Below are 16,202 nucleotides of genomic sequence, written 5' to 3' on the forward strand. Positions count from 1 at the left end.
CTGCTGACCTTGGAAAACAAGATGTATTCATTACGACAAAACAAGCGCCGCGGAAACTTTGCACGCTCGAGCATTCCGCCGCGGCTCACGCACATCCTGGCCGCCTTCCCGCAACCGTCCCCCGGAATTACTGATCAAACCCTGGGTTTACCAACTTCCGGGCATGGGGCGAAGGTCGACAGCCAGAACATGGCCGTGCGTGATATGGGCATTCACGGGACGGAGCCGCTAAGGAGACCGGTACGATTCAATCTCCATATGAGCGGTGCGGCGGCTGTTGTCAGGTACGTTGAACACCGGTGGCGATCGGGTGCCGGCAGGTTGGTCTTCTCCTGTGATGCGAGCGCGCCTCCGCGCCAACCACCGCGTGCGAAGCAGGTGCTGATGCCACAGTGCTGATGTCACAAGGAACCGCGAGGGGGTCCCGGACCCTACATGGTGCCGGGCGAAGTCCACATGAGTGATACGCCGTCAGGCCCGCACCCAATCATCCCGCGGACGATTCGCCTGGCCGCGATTCCCATCTTGCTGTGTTGGCTGGGATTTACCGTTTTCGTCAGCGTCGCCGTTCCTCCGTTGGAGGCGATCGGTGAAACCCGGGCCGTGGCAGTTGCCCCCGACGATGCGCAATCGATGCGTGCGATGCGACGTGCCGGAAAGGTGTTCAACGAATTCGATTCCAATAGCATCGCGATGGTCGTCCTGGAAAGCGATCAACCACTAGGCGAGAAGGCCCATAGGTATTACGACCACCTGGTCGATACGCTCGTACTGGACCAGAGCCATATCCAGCACATTCAAGACTTTTGGCGTGATCCCCTGACGGCGGCGGGTGCGGTCAGCGCAGATGGTAAGGCGGCGTACGTTCAACTTTACCTCGCCGGCAACATGGGTGAAGCACTCGCAAACGAATCCGTTGAAGCCGTCCGGAAAATTGTGGCGAATAGTACACCGCCGGAAGGCATCAGAACCTATGTCACCGGACCGGCGGCCTTGTTTGCCGACCAAATCGCCGCCGGTGACCGAAGCATGAAGCTGATCACCGGATTAACGTTCGCGGTAATCACCGTGTTGCTGCTGCTCGTCTATCGCTCGATCGCCACCACGCTGCTGATTCTTCCCATGGTGTTTATTGGACTCGGCGCGACGCGTGGCACCATTGCCTTTCTTGGATACCACGGAATGGTCGGCCTTTCGACTTTTGTGGTCAATATCCTCACGGCACTTGCCATTGCTACCGGTACAGACTACGCGATCTTCCTGGTCGGCCGCTATCAAGAAGCCCGCCATATCGGCCAGAATCGCGAAGCCTCTTTCTACACGATGTACAGGGGCACCGCTAACGTCATTCTCGGATCGGGACTGACCATCGCCGGCGCAACATATTGTCTGAGTTTCGCCCGGCTGACGCTGTTTCACACCATGGGGCCTCCGTTGGCAATAGGCATGCTGGTTTCGGTCGCGGCCGCGCTGACCCTGGCGCCCGCCATCATTGCCATCGCCGGCCGCTTCGGCTTGCTCGACCCCAAGCGAAGACTGAAGACCAGGGGCTGGCGTCGTGTGGGTACCGCAGTCGTGCGCTGGCCCGGGCCAATTCTGGCCACGTCGGTCGCGCTTGCCCTGGTGGGATTGCTCGCACTACCGGGCTACCGGCCCGGCTATAACGATCGCTACTACCTGCGCGCTGGCACGCCTGTCAACCGCGGGTATGCGGCCGCCGACCGGCACTTTGGCCCAGCCCGGATGAACCCCGAGATGCTGCTGGTCGAGAGCGATCAAGACATGCGAAATCCGGCCGGGATGCTCGTCATCGACAAGATCGCCAAGGAGGTCCTGCACGTGTCCGGGGTCGAGCGGGTGCAAGCGATCACCCGGCCGCAGGGGGTGCCCCTTGAGCATGCGTCGATTCCCTTTCAGATCAGCATGATGGGTGCCACCCAGACGATGAGCCTGCCCTACATGCGCGAACGCATGGCCGATATGTTGACCATGAGCGACGAAATGCTGGTTGCGATCAATTCCATGGAACAGATGCTCGACTTGGTGCAGCAGCTCAACGACGTTACCCATGAGATGGCAGCCACGACGCGCGAGATCAAAGCTACTACCAGCGAACTGCGAGATCACCTTGCGGACATCGACGATTTCGTCAGGCCGTTGCGTAGCTATTTCTACTGGGAGCACCATTGCTTCGACATTCCGTTGTGCTCGGCGACGCGATCACTGTTTGACACCCTAGACGGCGTCGACACGCTGACTGACCAATTGCGGGCCCTTACCGACGACATGAATAAGATGGAGGCGCTCACACCGCAATTTCTCGCACTGCTGCCGCCAATGATCACGACCATGAAGACCATGCGGACCATGATGTTGACCATGCGATCAACAATAAGTGGCGTACAAGATCAAATGGCCGATATGCAAGACCATGCGACTGCGATGGGGCAGGCCTTCGACACCGCAAAAAGCGGCGATTCATTCTATCTTCCTCCGGAAGCCTTCGATAATGCAGAATTCCAGCAAGGCATGAAGTTGTTTTTGTCGCCGAATGGTAAGGCGGTGCGCTTCGTAATTTCCCACGAGAGCGATCCAGCAAGTACTGAAGGTATCGATCGCATCGAAGCGATAAGGGCCGCGACCAAAGATGCCATCAAGGCGACACCATTGCAAGGCGCTAAAATCTATATCGGTGGCACGGCTGCGACCTACCAAGACATTCGAGACGGTACCAAGTACGATATCCTCATCGTTGGTATAGCCGCGGTATGCCTGGTATTCATTGTCATGCTCATGATTACCCAGAGCCTGATTGCGTCACTCGTCATTGTTGGCACGGTACTTCTGTCATTGGGTACTGCGTTCGGACTGTCCGTGCTCATCTGGCAGCACTTTGTCGGTCTCCAGGTGCATTGGACCATCGTCGCGATGTCTGTCATCGTCTTGCTGGCCGTCGGTTCTGACTACAACCTCCTTTTGGTGTCCCGGTTCAAGGAGGAGGTCGGCGCTGGATTAAAGACCGGGATCATCCGGGCGATGGCCGGCACCGGCGCAGTTGTCACGTCGGCCGGTCTGGTATTCGCGTTCACCATGGCGTCCATGGCCGTCAGCGAACTCCGCGTTATCGGACAGGTCGGCACCACCATCGGGCTCGGTCTACTTTTCGATACCCTGGTGGTCCGATCGTTCATGACGCCATCCATCGCAGCGCTGCTAGGTCGCTGGTTCTGGTGGCCGAACATGATCCACTCGAGACCCACCGTCCCGGAGGCGCACACACGCCAGGGCGCTCGCCGAATTCAGCCGCATCTGCACCGGGGTTGATATGCACTTCGGTGCCGTGATCGGCGCCGGGGTGTTCGTCGACCATGCGACCGGCAACGCGGCCTTGCGCACAGGCGCTATCGCTCATTCGTGCCCGGGCGGTCGAAGACCAAGAGCGCGCAGCAGTTGGTCGCGGTCCCACGGCCGGCCGCTGGCACTAGCATTGTCGCCGGATGCTGTCAGCAGCCCATTTCGAGCTCGAAGCCCGGACAACTTCTTTAGCGTGTGGCGCAACCCCCGAAGACTCGTCAACGGAAGAAGCAGTAGCTGCTCATCGCGCCCGCCATCAGCCCGGCGCGCCGAGTTGCCCGGGTCGGCCGGGTTGCCCTGGTGTGCCGCGTTGCCGGGGTTGGTCGTCGCGTGCATCGCCTGCGCCTTGGTCGCCGGCGTCGAGCCGGATTCGGCTGCCACCGCAGACGTGGTAGCCGGCGACACCGCAGGTGCCGTGGCTACCGCAGGTGCCACCTGTTCACCCACTCCGCCGATAGCACCGGAATGGCCTTCACCGCCGAGCCCCCAGTGCCCACCAACCCACGGAGTCCCACCGAAGCCGGGCATCAACCCGCCCTCAGCAGAGGCGCCCGCAGCGCCGGTGCTCAGACCGCCGTCACCGCTGGCCATGCTGACTCCGCCGTCCCCGCGAACAGACCCGACGATGTCCCTGCCAGTCCCGGCACCACCGACTGCGTCTGCGCTGCCGGCCCCAGTCCCATTGCCGGCTGCGCTACCGGCCCCAGCACCACTGCCACCCGGGTCCGCGACACCGGCGGCACCTGTTGCGCCGCTGCCGTGCGAAGCAGAAACGCCGCTGCCGTGCGCGGCGCCAGCCACTCCGGGGTTACCGTCGGTGCTGCCGAGCTGGCCGGCCCCATGCTGCTCGCCGACCTGACCGTTGCCGATCGGTCCGCCGTCCCAGCCCTTTCCGCCAGCCTGGCCGACACCGCCAAACCCGCCGGCACCGCGAGATTGCCCGGTGCCCGTCCCCCCAGTGCGATCTTGGGCAAGTTCGCTGACCACGCCCTGCGCTTTCTGCAACGGCAAGGCGTTGGCGGCCTCAGCCATGGCATACGCCGCCGCGCCCTCTTGCAGGATCTGTACAAACCGGTCGTGAAACAGCGCCGCTTGAGCGCTAATGGCCTGATAGGCCTGCGCCCGCGCGCCAAACAACGCCGCGATGCCAGCCGACACGTCATCGCCGCCGGCAGCCAGCACTCCTGCCGTCGGGGCGGCCGCAGCGGCGTTGGCCGCGCGCATAGTGGAGCCGATCGCGGCTAGCTCCCCAGCCGACGCCGCCAGAACGTTCGGGGCCGCGGTAACGTGCGACATAAGCGAGCACCTGCCCGTGTTGCCAACTCGCTGTGACCGGATCGCTGGTCGACCCGCGTTGTCACCGCGAATCCTATCGCGATCGACCAGGAACATCCCAGCATTCAGGCATGCCTACTGCGCCTCACACTGAAGTGTCGAGGTCGGCGGAGTCCCGGCATCATCAGGCGAGTGGCATGCACTCACCAACCGCGGCCAGCTCGGCACCAGCTTGGTGTCGGCGCACAGAGCTGTTCGGGCCCATACGTCGACGTAGCCGAACCCGCCCCGACTCTCGTCGGACACGTTCTGCTGTTTGGCGTGGCCGAACGATCAGATCTCGTCGCGCCGAACGTGTATTGCCGGGCCGGTGGAAGAGTCTGCCGGGAGAAAAAGGAAAAGCCCTGCAGAGACTGGTGTGACACGCCTTGCGCAGCCACGCGGTCGGAAAACCGAACCTTAGCTCATCAGAACCCAACACAAGAGGCGGGACAAGCCGAGTTCAAGCCGAACGCCCTGCTCCCCCGGGAGGACTCGAACCTCCAACCCTTCGGTTAACAGCCGAACGCTCTGCCAATTGAGCTACAGGGGACCGCCTGGTCCGTGCGAACGCTGGCGCAGTCGCGGGACGACTCTAGCGTACTGGTATGACGGCGCCCAACTAGGGAGATTCCTTACCGATGGGAGCAGGCTGATGGCAGCAGGCACGATGCCAGTAGGTGGTCGGCAGCACGTTTTCGAGAAGCTGGCCAGCATCCTGGGCTTGGTCGCCGCGCCGCTCATGCTCCTTGGATTGAGTGCCTGCGGCCGCAGCGCCGACAAGACCAGCGAACCGACCTGCCCCACGGAGCCGATCGATGCGGCCGACAGCTCGACAACACCGGACCCCTCGTGTGTGGTGCGGGCCACTGAGATCAACGGCAACGGGTCGCGCATCCAGACCTGGACCGGCAGCTATGATGCGGCCGCAACCCAGTCCGGTGGTGTGTGTGGTGGCACCTGCAACTTCCACGCCACAGTGCGGTTCACGGTCGACGAAGGCCAGATCTCGGGCAGCGTCGATCAGGTCTATCAAGCGGCGATGGTTGCTATCGCAACACGCCCCACTTCGCCATCTCTGGCACCATGACGATGACACGGTGACCATCGTGATCCAAGACGTACCTGACGGGCAATAAGCCGATACCAAAGCCGAGCCCGCATCACGCCGAAACAACCGCGGAGTATCTGCTCGGCGTCGTGAATTGGGTGACCAAGTGGAACCTCGATTGCGTCGAAAGGCTGCAAATAGGACATCGGGTACCGCATAGCCGGATCGGGCGCGCGTAGCCAGGCGTGTAAGGCAGGATGGATGCAACCGCACCGTTAGTCGGAGGGACCGCATTGATCGGGTATGTCGCCGTGTTGGGACTGGGTTACGTGCTGGGCGCAAAAGCCGGGCGCCGCCGCTACGAGCAGATCGCGAGCACCTATCGCGCACTCACCGGCAGCCCCGTGGCCAGGTCGATGATCGAAGGCGGGCGTCGCAAGATCGCCAATCGGATCTCGCCCGATGCTGGGTTTGTGACCCTGGCCGAGATCGACAACCAGGCCGCCGTTGTCCAGCGCGGGGTCGAACGGCAGCCGAAAACCGCGCGCTGACCCTCACGCGGTGAGATCGTCGCCGCTGGCCTGCTCTAACAGGCTGCGCCGATAGGCCTCCATGGCGACCAGGTCGCCGAACAGCGCGTGGTATTCGTCGCCTTGCTCGATCGGCGACATGCGCTGCAGTTTGGACTTCACCTCGGCGATCTGCCGCCCCAACCAAACCTCCTGCAGACGGGCCAGCACGCCGGCGATATAGCGCGGCAGCTTGTCGTCGTCGACCTGAATCGCCTCCACCCCCAGCTCGCTGATCAAAGCCGAGGTCACGGTTGATGTCGTCTGCTGGCGCACCATATCCAGCCACTGCGCACCGCTAAGGCCAGCCGAGGTACCGCCCGCCGTGTCGATGGCCGCGCGCACAGCCGCGTACTCGGGGTGCGTGAAGCCTTCGACGGTCAGCGCGTCGAACACCGGGCCGGCCAACGCCGGGTACTGCAACGCCGATTTGAGTGCCTCACGCTGTGGCCACAGGGTCGGGTCACGCGGATCAGGTCGGACTGCGAGTTCGGCCGGGGGGCCGGCGGTGGGCCGCTGCGCTGCCCGGGCGATGGTCGTCGATCCCAGTCTGCCCAGCCTGGGGTGCTTGGTTCGTTTGGCCTCACCCCGCACCCGACCGATGACCTGTGCGACGTCGGCCCACCCGACCCAGCCGGCGAGCTGACGGGCGTATTCGTCACGCAGCGTGGGGTCTTTGATCTGGCCCACCATCGGTACGCAACGGCGCAGCGCGGCCACCCTGCCCTCGGCGCTATCCAGGTCCATCTCGGCAATCGCGGCGCGAATCGCGAACTCGAACAATGGGGTTCGTCGTGCCACGAGGTCGCGCAGGGCAGCGTCGCCGCACTTCAGTCGTAGGTCGCAGGGGTCCATGCCGTCGGGAGCCACCGCGACGAAAGACTGACCAGCCAGCTTCTGCTCACCGTCGAAGGCCTTGAGCGCGGCGGCGCGGCCGGCCTCGTCGCCGTCGAAAACGTAGATCAGCTCGCCGCGGAAGAAGCTGTCGTCCATCATCAGTCTGCGCAGCATCGCCAGGTGCTCGCCGCCGAATGCGGTCCCGCACGACGCCACCGCGGTGGTGACCCCGGCCAGATGCATGGCCATGACATCGGTGTAGCCCTCGACGACGACGGCCTGATGTCCCTTGGCGATGTCGCGTTTGGCCAAGTCGATGCCGAACATCACCGATGACTTCTTGTACAGCAATGTCTCGGGCGTGTTGACGTACTTGGCCTCCATCGCGTCGTCGTCGAACAGTCGCCGGGCACCGAACCCGACCACCTCGCCGGCCGAGGTGCGGATGGGCCACAGCAGCCGACGGTGAAACCGGTCCATCGGGCCGTGCCGGCCCTGCCGGGACAGTCCCGCGGCCTCCAGTTCCTTGAACTCAAAACCCTTGCGCTGCAGATGTTTTGTCAATGAGTCCCAGCCCGACGGGGCGAACCCACAGCCGAATTTACGAGCGGCCGCCGCGTCGAAGCTGCGTTCGGTCAGGTACTGGCGAGCCGGTGCCGCCTCGTCGGACTGCAGCGCCTGCGCATAGAACGCTGCCGCGGCCGCGTTGGCGGCCAGCAGCCTGCTGCGACTGCCGCGGTCGCGCTGCACGCTGGTGGCCGCACCGGTGTAGCTGATCGTGTGGCCGATCCGGTCGGCAAGCAACTCAACCGCCTCGACGAAGCTGACGTGCTCGATCTTCTGGATGAACGCATACACGTCGCCGCCCTCGCCGCAGCCGAAGCAGTGGAAGTGGCCGTGGTTGGGCCGCACGTGAAAGGACGGGGACTTCTCGTTGTGAAACGGGCACAGCCCCTTCAGCGAATCGGCACCGGCACGCCTGAGCTGGACATAGTCGCCGACGACATCCTCGATACGGGCCCCCTCGCGGATTGCCGCGATATCGCGATCGGAGATCCGGCCGGACATCGGCTCAGTCTAAAGCGTTCCTGCTGACGCCAAGCTGATCGGCGTCGATGCGTTCCAACCGACCCTCGGTATAGGAGGCGATCTGATCAACGACGACCCGCAACCGGGCAGCGTCGTCGGCGGCGGTATTGAACGCAGCGGCATAAACCGGGTCGAGCGTCTGCGGCGCCCCCGAGTACAGCCTGTGCGCCACCCGGTGAATACGTTCGCGCTGCCGTGCCTGGGTTTCCAGATGCCGAGGGTCGGACATGATGAACTGCAGCGCGAGGATTTTCAGTACCGCGACCTCGGCACGTACCAGATCGGGCACCTGCAGGTCGGCCCGGAAGCGCACCAACGGTCCCGGACCGGCCGCGGCCCGGGTGGTCGCGATCGCGGCCGATGCAAAGCGGCCCACCAGCTCGCTGGTCAACCGCTTGAGCGCGACCGATGCCGACAAGGTGGCGTCATACTTGCCGACGGCGGCCACCACGGGCAGCCGCGACAGCCGCCGCGCGGCCGCCATCAACTCGTCGGCGCTCACCCGGGAGAACTCGCGCTCCCCTAACCTGGCCAGCGCGGCAGCGTCCTCTTCGGCGGCCAGCACACGCAGGTCGATGCGTTCGGAGACAACGCCGTCCTCGACGTCGTGAACCGAGTAGGCGACGTCGTCGGCCCAGTCCATCACCTGCGCTTCCAGGCACGCCCGCTCCGGGGGCGCGCCTTGCCGAACCCATACCGCCGATTCGCGGTCGTCGTCGTAGAAGCCGAACTTCCTCCGCTGGCTGCCAAGCCCGTCACCACGCATCCACGGATACTTGGTGACCGCGTCCAGGGACGCGCGAGTTAGGTTCAGCCCCGCACTAAGTCCTTGTGCGTCAACTACTTTGGGCTCAAGGCTGGTCAAGATACGGAAGTTCTGCGCGTTGCCCTCGAAACCGCCGTGGCTGGCTGCGACTTCATCAAGCGCCCGCTCACCGTTGTGTCCATACGGCGGGTGCCCGATGTCATGGGCTAGACCGGCCAATTCGACCAGATCAAGGTCGCAGCCCAGCCCGATCGCCATTCCCCGTCCGATCTGAGCCACTTCCAGCGAGTGGGTCAGCCGGGTACGCGGCGTATCCCCTTCCCGGGGTCCGACCACCTGGGTCTTGTCGGCTAGCCGGCGCAGTGCGGCGCTGTGCAGCACCCGGGCCCGGTCCCGGGCGAAGTCGGAGCGGTACTGACCCTCAGTGCCCGGCAGACCGGCAGTCTTTGGCGCTTCGGCTACCCGCCGCTGGCGGTCGAAGTCGTCGTAGGGGTCGTGCTCACTCGCGCTCACCGACCCACAGTCTGCCAGGGTGGTCGCCGCACGCCCGGATCCGCCGGCACAGCGTCTAAATTGACGGTATGCGTCTCGTTCGCCTGCTCGGCATGGTCCTGACAATCCTCGCCGCCGGGCTGCTGCTGGGGCCGCCCGCTGGCGCGCAACCACCTTTCCGGCTGTCGAACTACGTGACCGACAACGCGGGCGTGCTGACTAGCTCCGGTCGCACCGCGGTGACGGCGGCCGTCGACCGGCTCTATGCCGATCGCCGCATCCGACTGTGGGTGGTCTACGTCGAGAACTTCTCCGGTCAGAGTGCGCTCAACTGGGCGCAGCGCACGACGCGGACTAGCGAGCTGGGTAACTATGACGCGCTTCTGGCCGTGGCCACCACCGGTCGCGAATATGCCTTTCTAGTGCCATCCGCGATGCCGGGTGTCAGCGAGGGGCAGGTCGACAACGTGCGGCGCTATCAGATCGAACCGGCGCTGCACGACGGCGACTACAGCGGCGCGGCCGTTGCGGCGGCGAACGGACTCAACCGGTCACCCAGTTCGTCGAGTCGAGTGGTGTTGTTGGTCACGGTCGGCATCATCGTCATCGTCGTCGCGGTCCTGCTGGTGGTGATGCGCCACCGCAACCGGCGGCGCCGCGCCGACGAGCTGGCCGCGGCACGCCGCGTCGACCCTACCAACGTAATGGCACTGGCCGCCGTGCCGCTTCAGGCCCTCGATGACCTCTCCCGGTCGATGGTGGTAGACGTCGACAACGCCGTGCGCACCAGCACCAACGAGCTCGCGCTGGCCATCGAGGAGTTCGGCGAACGGCGAACCGCACCGTTTACCCAAGCGGTGAACAACGCCAAAGCGGCTCTGTCCCAGGCGTTCACCGTACGCCAACAACTTGATGACAGCACGCCCGAGACGCCGGCGCAGCGACGTGAGCTACTCACCCGAGTGATCGTGTCGGCGGCGCACGCCGACCGTGAACTCGCGTCGCAAACCGAGGCCTTCGAGAAGCTACGCGATTTGGTGATCAACGCCCCGGCCCGGCTTGATCTGCTCACCCAGCAGTACGTCGAACTGACCACCCGGATCGGCCCGACTCAGCAACGCCTGGCCGAGCTGCATACCGAATTCGACGCTGCGGCGATGACGTCGATCGCCGGCAATGTCACCACCGCCACCGAGCGGCTGGCGTTCGCCGACCGTAACATCAGCGCGGCTCGGGATCTGGCCGACCAGGCAGTGAGCGGACGGCAAGCCGGACTGGTGGATGCGGTGCGTGCCGCCGAGTCGGCACTCGGGCAAGCCCGGGCGCTGCTCGACGCGGTGGACAGCGCCGCCACCGACATCCGGCACGCCGTCGCGTCGCTGCCGGCGGTCGTGGCCGACATCCAGACGGGCATCAAGCGAGCCAACCAACACCTACAGCAGGCGCAACAACCCCAAACTGGGCGCACCGGTGACCTGATCGCAGCCCGCGATGCGGCGGCCAGGGCCCTCGATCGCGCGCGCGGAGCCGCCGATCCGTTGACCGCATTTGACCAGTTGACCAAGGCCGACGCTGACCTCGACCGGCTGCTCGCCACCCTGGCCGAAGAACAGGCAACCGCCGATCGGCTCAACCGCTCACTTGAGCAGGCGCTGTTTACCGCGGAGTCGCGGGTGCGCGCCGTCTCGGAGTACATCGACACCCGCCGCGGCAGCATCGGGCCGGAGGCCCGGACCCGGCTGGCCGAGGCGAAACGGCAGCTGGAAGCCGCACATGATCGGAAATCGAGCAACCCGACCGAAGCGATCGCCTACGCTAACGCGGCATCGACGCTGGCCGCACATGCGCAGTCGCTGGCCAATGCCGACGTGCAATCCGCCCAGCGCGCATACACCCGTCGTGGGGGCAACAACGCCGGCGCGATCCTCGGTGGCATCATCATCGGCGACCTGCTTAGCGGAGGCACCAGAGGCGGGTTGGGTGGATGGATCCCCACGTCGTTCGGCGGTTCGTCGAACGCGCCGGGAAGTTCACCCGACGGCGGGTTCTTGGGCGGCGGCGGGCGGTTCTAAGCCACGCGCCAGCGCACGGGGATACCCGCACGCTGGCGCGTGTGGCCGTCGACCTAGGCTTCTTCCTAGGGTTCGTCGACCCTGTCAGGCCCAGCTGGAGCCGACGGCGCTGTCGGTTTGCGCCATGTTGTTGCCGGCAGCCTGCACCTTCTGCCCGTGGGCGTTGGCCTGCTCGTAGATCACCTGGAAGTTACGGCCCAACTGGGTAATGAACTCCTGGCAAGCCACCGAACCGGCACCGCCCCAAAAGTCACCCGCGGCCAACACATCACGAACGATGGCCTGATGCTCCGCCTCCAGCGACGCGGCCTGAGCGCGGATCATGGCGCCATGAGCGTCGACATCACCGAACTGATAGTTGATGGTCATCGAACCTGTTCTCCTTAGTTTGTGAAAGTATCGTGCTGCAGCGGCTGACGTTAGCTGCTGAGGATCTGCTGGGAGGCCTGCTCTTGCTGCTCGTAGTTGTTGGCGTCGCGAACCAGCCCGTCACGCACCCCGTGCAGCATGTTCACGATGTTGCGAAACGCCTGATTCATCTGGGTCATGGTGTCTAGCGAGGTCGCCTCGGCCATGCCACTCCAGCCCGCGCCCGAGATGTTTTGCGCGGACGCCCACATCCGGCGAGCCTCGTCCTCCACCGTCTGGGCGTGCACCTCAAAACGGCCCGCCATGTCCCGCATCGCGTGCGGATCCGTCATAAAACGTGTTGCCATGTTGCCTGTCTCCTTGTTGAACCTGGACCTAATACCTGTAACTTGTCATGCACATTGACTGTTGTCATAGCCGGCCGCGGGAACACCGAGACCGCCGATCACTGGTCAAATAACGACAGTCTGCGCCCCCTCTCCTAGCCGGCCGCCGGAGAATGCGGAATCACGCTGCTGCTACTCCGTGGCACCTCAAAGCGGGGTTCAGCGTTCTCCGCCACCCACTCGTTCCACGCCTGCCACTCATCCCACTCGTCCATGGCCGCGGCCTCTGCGTCCGCCCCTTCGGCCGCCTGGACATCGACATCGGCGCCGTCCTCCGGCGCAGGCGCCCAGTGGTCATAATCATCGGGTGGCACAGCCACTCCCCAGCTGAGCGGAACCGACAACCCGCCGAGCATTCCCGACTCAGCCCGTTTCGCCACCACCGCGTCGGGCGGCAAAGGCGGACCAAGAGGCAAAAGCACGTTGTCCCCTTCCAGGCCAGGGTCTCAACACATCCACACTCAATGGCTAAACACGAACCACCAAGCACTCAGCATCGTATGACAATCCGCGGACAATATCCCGGGTTTTCTAATTTCGCTGCCATGAGCCCGTCCAGCGGCCCTGGCGCGGGTTTCGACCTAGCCAACCGTTACGTCTGAACCATCCCCGGCTAGCAGATGCCGCTGGGAATCGGCCGCGCGGGACCGGATTCCTGGACTGGCGTTGTTTGGGGGTAGGGCACCCGATACGGCAGGCCTTCGTTCAAGAAACCCAGCACCACATTGGGCACGCACTTGGCGACCTTCGGCAATTGACGGACCGGGTGGTCCAGATTGGGTGGCGACGGGTCCGGCGGGGCCGCGAAATTGAATGCCGACGTCATATCGCCGGTGACACTGGCACGCCAGGGTGTCAAGTTGGGAACCGGCACCCCGAAACGCTTGCCGATCAATTGCAGCTGCGATGTGTGGTCGAACCGATCATGGACCATCAGCCCGCCGCGACTGTAAGGCGAAATGACGAAGCAGGGCACGCGAAAGCCCAAGCCGATGGGTCCACGTATTCCGCCGGAGCCGTCGACCTTGTCGATGTCAACACTGTTGGGAATCCATTCGCCGGGTGTGCCCTCCGGCGCGGTGAGCGGTGTGACGTGGTCGAAGAAGCCGCCATGTTCGTCATAGGCGATGATCAACGCGGTTTTCTCCCACACCGCCGGATTGCGCAGCAACACCCTTATCAAGTTCACGATCGTCACCGCACCGACTGCCACCGGGAATGACGGATGTTCGGACTCGACGGTCAACGGAACGACCCAGGACACCTGGGGCAGCGTGTTGTTGATGACGTCGCGGATGAAATCCCACGGGTAGGCCGGGGCGATGCCATAACGGGCCAGGTCCGACCTCGGATCTGCGGCCTGTTTGAAACTGCCCACATACCCGTTACGGCTCAAGGAAGTGTCGTTGAGCCCGCCGAGCAGCTTGCTGTTGTACACCTTCCAACTGATGCCGGCGTCACTGAGGTTCTGCGGCATGATGCGCCAGGTGAAGGTCAACTTCGGCTGGATGGCGGGTTCGACGATCTGCGGCCCACCTTGATCCCCGTCGGGATTGACGGTGGCGCTGATCCAATAGAGCCGGTTAGGCATCGTCCCGCCAAGAAGCGACGAGAAGTACTGGTCGCAGATCGTGAAGGTATCGGCCAACAAGTAGTGGATCGGTATGTCAGGACGTGCGTAATAGCCCATCACCACGGGCGTGTTGGCCACCGACCGGGTCCGCGCCTGCGCCGGCAGCCAGCCGTCATTGGCGCCGCCGTTCCATGACAAGTGCGCGGCAATCCACTGGTGGTCTGGGTCGTTGACGCACTCGCCAACCCCGTTGGGACCCCCGGTGGTATTGATGCGGTAGGGCAGCGTAATGCCGGTGGGGTCCAGCGCCTGCGTCTCCGGGTTCCAGCCCTTTTGTTGAAACAGCGGCGTCGGAGTGTCGAACCCGTCGACGGCAGAAAGCGTGCCGAAATAGTGATCGAACGACCTGTTCTCCTGTAGGCACAGCACGATGTGCTCGATATCGGTCAAATGACCCGAGCAGGGACCGGCACCATAGGCCTTTTCGATCACCGGTGCGGCCCAGTCCGTCAAAACCGCCGCTGCCCCGGCTCCAGCCGCCTTAGCCAGGAATGCTCGGCGTGACATTCCGGCGAATGCACCTTGGCTCACCACATCGGCTCTCCCTCGTGTATTTCGGCTCACCGTCGCGGCCATCGCCGACTGTGGGTCAACAGAGACCGCTGGGAATCCCCCGAGTGGGTGCGGTTTCTTGGGTGGGCATCGACTGTGGGAATGGCACCCGATAGGGAATTGCCGTCTTGGTCACCGTTCCCAGTACTGCGTTGGGCACGCACTGCGGCAACTTCGGAAGCGCATTGAGCCGCGGGTGGTCCAGATTGGGTTTCGACGGGTTCGGCGGAGCGGCGAAGTTGAACGTCGAAGTCATATCGCCGACCGTCGCGTCCCGCCAAGCGGTGAGATTGGGAACCGGGACGCCGAACCGCGCGCGGATGAGCTTCAGCGTTGACGTGTGATCGAAGGTGTCGTGGACCATCAGTGGGCCGCGGCTATAGGGAGAGATGACGAGGCAAGGGACGCGAAACCCCAGACCGATCGGCCCACGAATGCCACCCGAGCCGGGCACCGAGTCGATGTCGGGGACCGTGACGAATTCGCCGGGCGTCCCCGGCGGCGGTGTCGGCGGCACGACGTGGTCGAAGAACCCGCCGTTCTCGTCGTAGTTGACGATCAGCGCGGTCTTTTCCCACACCGCAGGGTTGGACAGCAAGATCCGCAGTGCATCGACAATTGCAACGGCGCCGACGTTCACCGGGAATGCGGGATGTTCGGACAGCAGAAACCCGGGCAGCACCCAGGAGACCTTGGGTAATCGGTTGTTTCTGACGTCGGCGGCGAAGTCCAGCGGGTAGGTCGGTGAGATGCCGAAACGGGCCAGATTCGACCTCGGATCCGCGGCCTGCTTGAAGTCATTGACCAGCCCGTTGTAGCCGACGACGGTGTTGTTGAGAGCCCCCAGCAATTTGTTTTGGTACACCTTCCAGCTGACCCCGGCATCTTCGAGGTTCTCCGGCATGATGCGCCAGCTGTAGTGCTGCAGAGGTTGGATATTGGGCTCGATCAGCACCGGCCCGCCGTCAGTGCCGTCGGGGTCGATCCAGGCGCTCATCCAGTAGAGCCGGTTGGGCGTGGTCCCGCCCAGCAGCGAGCAAAAATAGCCGTCGCAGACCGTGAACGTGTCGGCTAGCAGGTAGTGAATGGGCAGGTCACGACGCGTGTAGAAACCCATCGTGACCGGCACGTTGCCCTGCAACGGACTGAACGGGACCTGCGCCGGCAGCCAGTTGTCGTTGGCGCCGCCGTTCCACGAGTTGTGCATGCCGATCCAGCTGTGGTCCGGGTCGTTGACGCATTCGCCGGCGACCAGCGGGCCCCGGGTGGTGTCGAAGCGATATGGAAGGGTGACGCCGGCGGGGTCAACCGCCTGTGTCATCGGGTTCCAGCCCGACTGCGCGAATACCACCGGCGGGGTGGTGTCATCGAACCCGCGGGTGTCAGAAAGAGTGCCGAAGTAGTGATCGAATGACCGATTCTCCTGCATCAACAACACGATGTGCTCGATGTCGGTCAAATGTCCGGGGCAAGGCCCCGCTCCGTAGGCTTTTTCGATAATCGGACCAGCCAAGGACATGAAGGCCCCGGCGGTGGTAGCGGCGGCGGCTTTGGCAAAAAATTGTCGGCGGGTCATTCCGTCGACGGGGTGTTCGCTCCCCACGCGCCCTCCTTGACGGCCCACACGGCCATTGCTGATCACGGTATAGTTGCGGCCGCGATCGGCTATGCCTTGCCGACCGGCGTGTCGTGTTCTGATTCCGCCTGCCTGCCGGGGC

General features: G+C 64.0%; 12 protein-coding genes, 1 tRNA gene and 1 pseudogene. 5 read left to right on the top strand and 9 right to left on the bottom strand.

Features of this window, described 5'->3' with window-relative positions; translation table 11 throughout:
- The first annotated feature begins 435 nt into the window (after positions 1-435).
- Positions 436-3,324, top strand: a complete 2,889-nt coding sequence (gene mmpL9, locus MCAN_RS12425; RefSeq protein ID WP_014001229.1) for an RND transporter MmpL9 — start codon at positions 436-438, stop codon at positions 3,322-3,324.
- Positions 3,272-3,379, top strand: a pseudogene (locus MCAN_RS22450) (serine O-acetyltransferase); the annotation flags it as partial. The gene mmpL9 and the pseudogene MCAN_RS22450, both read left to right, overlap by 53 nt.
- A gap of 29 nt (positions 3,380-3,408) precedes the next feature.
- Here MCAN_RS22450 and MCAN_RS12430 read toward each other — a convergent pair.
- Together MCAN_RS12430 and MCAN_RS12435 are read right to left on the bottom strand one after the other, a co-directional pair.
- A complete protein-coding gene (locus MCAN_RS12430) occupies positions 3,409-4,650 on the bottom strand; it encodes a PE family protein (RefSeq protein ID WP_014001230.1) in 1,242 nt (413 codons plus the stop codon).
- 498 nt (positions 4,651-5,148) lie between these two features.
- Positions 5,149-5,221: transfer RNA gene (locus MCAN_RS12435), tRNA-Asn, on the bottom strand.
- 117 nt (positions 5,222-5,338) lie between these two features.
- On the opposite strand from MCAN_RS12435, the gene MCAN_RS12440 reads away from it, so the two are divergent.
- Complete coding sequence (locus MCAN_RS12440) at positions 5,339-5,758, top strand: hypothetical protein (protein WP_014001231.1); 420 nt, start codon at positions 5,339-5,341, stop codon at positions 5,756-5,758.
- Between the two features lie 254 nt (positions 5,759-6,012).
- Complete coding sequence (locus MCAN_RS12445) at positions 6,013-6,270, top strand: hypothetical protein (RefSeq protein WP_014001232.1); 258 nt, start codon at positions 6,013-6,015, stop codon at positions 6,268-6,270.
- A gap of 3 nt (positions 6,271-6,273) precedes the next feature.
- On the opposite strand, the gene dnaG is transcribed toward MCAN_RS12445, so the two are convergent.
- The gene (gene dnaG, locus MCAN_RS12450) at positions 6,274-8,193 is read right to left on the bottom strand and encodes a DNA primase (protein WP_014001233.1); all 1,920 of its coding nucleotides are present in this window, start codon (positions 8,191-8,193) and stop codon (positions 6,274-6,276) included.
- Positions 8,194-8,197: 4 nt separating this feature from the next.
- Positions 8,198-9,493, bottom strand: a complete 1,296-nt coding sequence (locus MCAN_RS12455; RefSeq protein ID WP_003899281.1) for a deoxyguanosinetriphosphate triphosphohydrolase — start codon at positions 9,491-9,493, stop codon at positions 8,198-8,200.
- A 68-nt stretch (positions 9,494-9,561) separates the two neighbouring features.
- Between MCAN_RS12455 and MCAN_RS12460 the strand changes: the two genes are divergently transcribed.
- On the top strand, positions 9,562-11,544 hold the full coding sequence (locus tag MCAN_RS12460) for a TPM domain-containing protein (RefSeq protein ID WP_014001234.1): 1,983 nt from the start codon (positions 9,562-9,564) through the stop codon (positions 11,542-11,544).
- Positions 11,545-11,628: 84 nt separating this feature from the next.
- Here MCAN_RS12460 and esxN read toward each other — a convergent pair whose 3' ends face one another.
- The 5 genes from esxN to MCAN_RS12485 form a co-directional block, all read right to left on the bottom strand.
- Positions 11,629-11,913, bottom strand: coding sequence for an effector (gene esxN / locus MCAN_RS12465; protein WP_003408840.1), 285 nt, complete (start codon positions 11,911-11,913; stop codon positions 11,629-11,631).
- Between the two features lie 50 nt (positions 11,914-11,963).
- Positions 11,964-12,260 (bottom strand): type VII secretion system ESX-5 protein EsxJ, encoded by a 297-nt coding sequence (gene esxJ / locus MCAN_RS12470; RefSeq protein WP_003904824.1) that lies wholly within the window; start codon positions 12,258-12,260, stop codon positions 11,964-11,966.
- A 134-nt stretch (positions 12,261-12,394) separates the two neighbouring features.
- Positions 12,395-12,721 (bottom strand): hypothetical protein, encoded by a 327-nt coding sequence (locus MCAN_RS12475; RefSeq protein ID WP_003412119.1) that lies wholly within the window; start codon positions 12,719-12,721, stop codon positions 12,395-12,397.
- A 191-nt stretch (positions 12,722-12,912) separates the two neighbouring features.
- Positions 12,913-14,439, bottom strand: a complete 1,527-nt coding sequence (locus tag MCAN_RS12480) for an alkaline phosphatase family protein (protein ID WP_003899284.1) — start codon at positions 14,437-14,439, stop codon at positions 12,913-12,915.
- A gap of 82 nt (positions 14,440-14,521) precedes the next feature.
- Positions 14,522-16,060 carry a phospholipase C gene (locus MCAN_RS12485; protein ID WP_003899285.1) on the bottom strand — a complete coding sequence of 513 codons (1,539 nt, stop codon included), beginning with the start codon at positions 16,058-16,060 and terminating at the stop codon, positions 14,522-14,524.
- Between the last annotated feature and the right edge of the window lie 142 nt (positions 16,061-16,202).

This window comes from Mycobacterium canetti CIPT 140010059 (assembly GCF_000253375.1).
GTDB classification, from domain to species: Bacteria; Actinomycetota; Actinomycetes; order Mycobacteriales; family Mycobacteriaceae; genus Mycobacterium; species Mycobacterium tuberculosis.

Coding starts and splice junctions, on each gene's coding strand:
- MCAN_RS12480 (WP_003899284.1), bottom strand. CDS start 14,439: ATGTCACGCCGAGCATTCCTGGCTAAGGCGGCTGGAGCCGGGGCAGCG.
- dnaG (WP_014001233.1), bottom strand. CDS start 8,193: ATGTCCGGCCGGATCTCCGATCGCGATATCGCGGCAATCCGCGAGGGG.
- MCAN_RS12440 (WP_014001231.1), top strand. CDS start 5,339: ATGCCAGTAGGTGGTCGGCAGCACGTTTTCGAGAAGCTGGCCAGCATC.
- MCAN_RS12430 (WP_014001230.1), bottom strand. CDS start 4,650: ATGTCGCACGTTACCGCGGCCCCGAACGTTCTGGCGGCGTCGGCTGGG.
- mmpL9 (WP_014001229.1), top strand. CDS start 436: ATGGTGCCGGGCGAAGTCCACATGAGTGATACGCCGTCAGGCCCGCAC.
- MCAN_RS12485 (WP_003899285.1), bottom strand. CDS start 16,060: ATGACCCGCCGACAATTTTTTGCCAAAGCCGCCGCCGCTACCACCGCC.
- esxN (WP_003408840.1), bottom strand. CDS start 11,913: ATGACCATCAACTATCAGTTCGGTGATGTCGACGCTCATGGCGCCATG.
- MCAN_RS12460 (WP_014001234.1), top strand. CDS start 9,562: ATGCGTCTCGTTCGCCTGCTCGGCATGGTCCTGACAATCCTCGCCGCC.
- esxJ (WP_003904824.1), bottom strand. CDS start 12,260: ATGGCAACACGTTTTATGACGGATCCGCACGCGATGCGGGACATGGCG.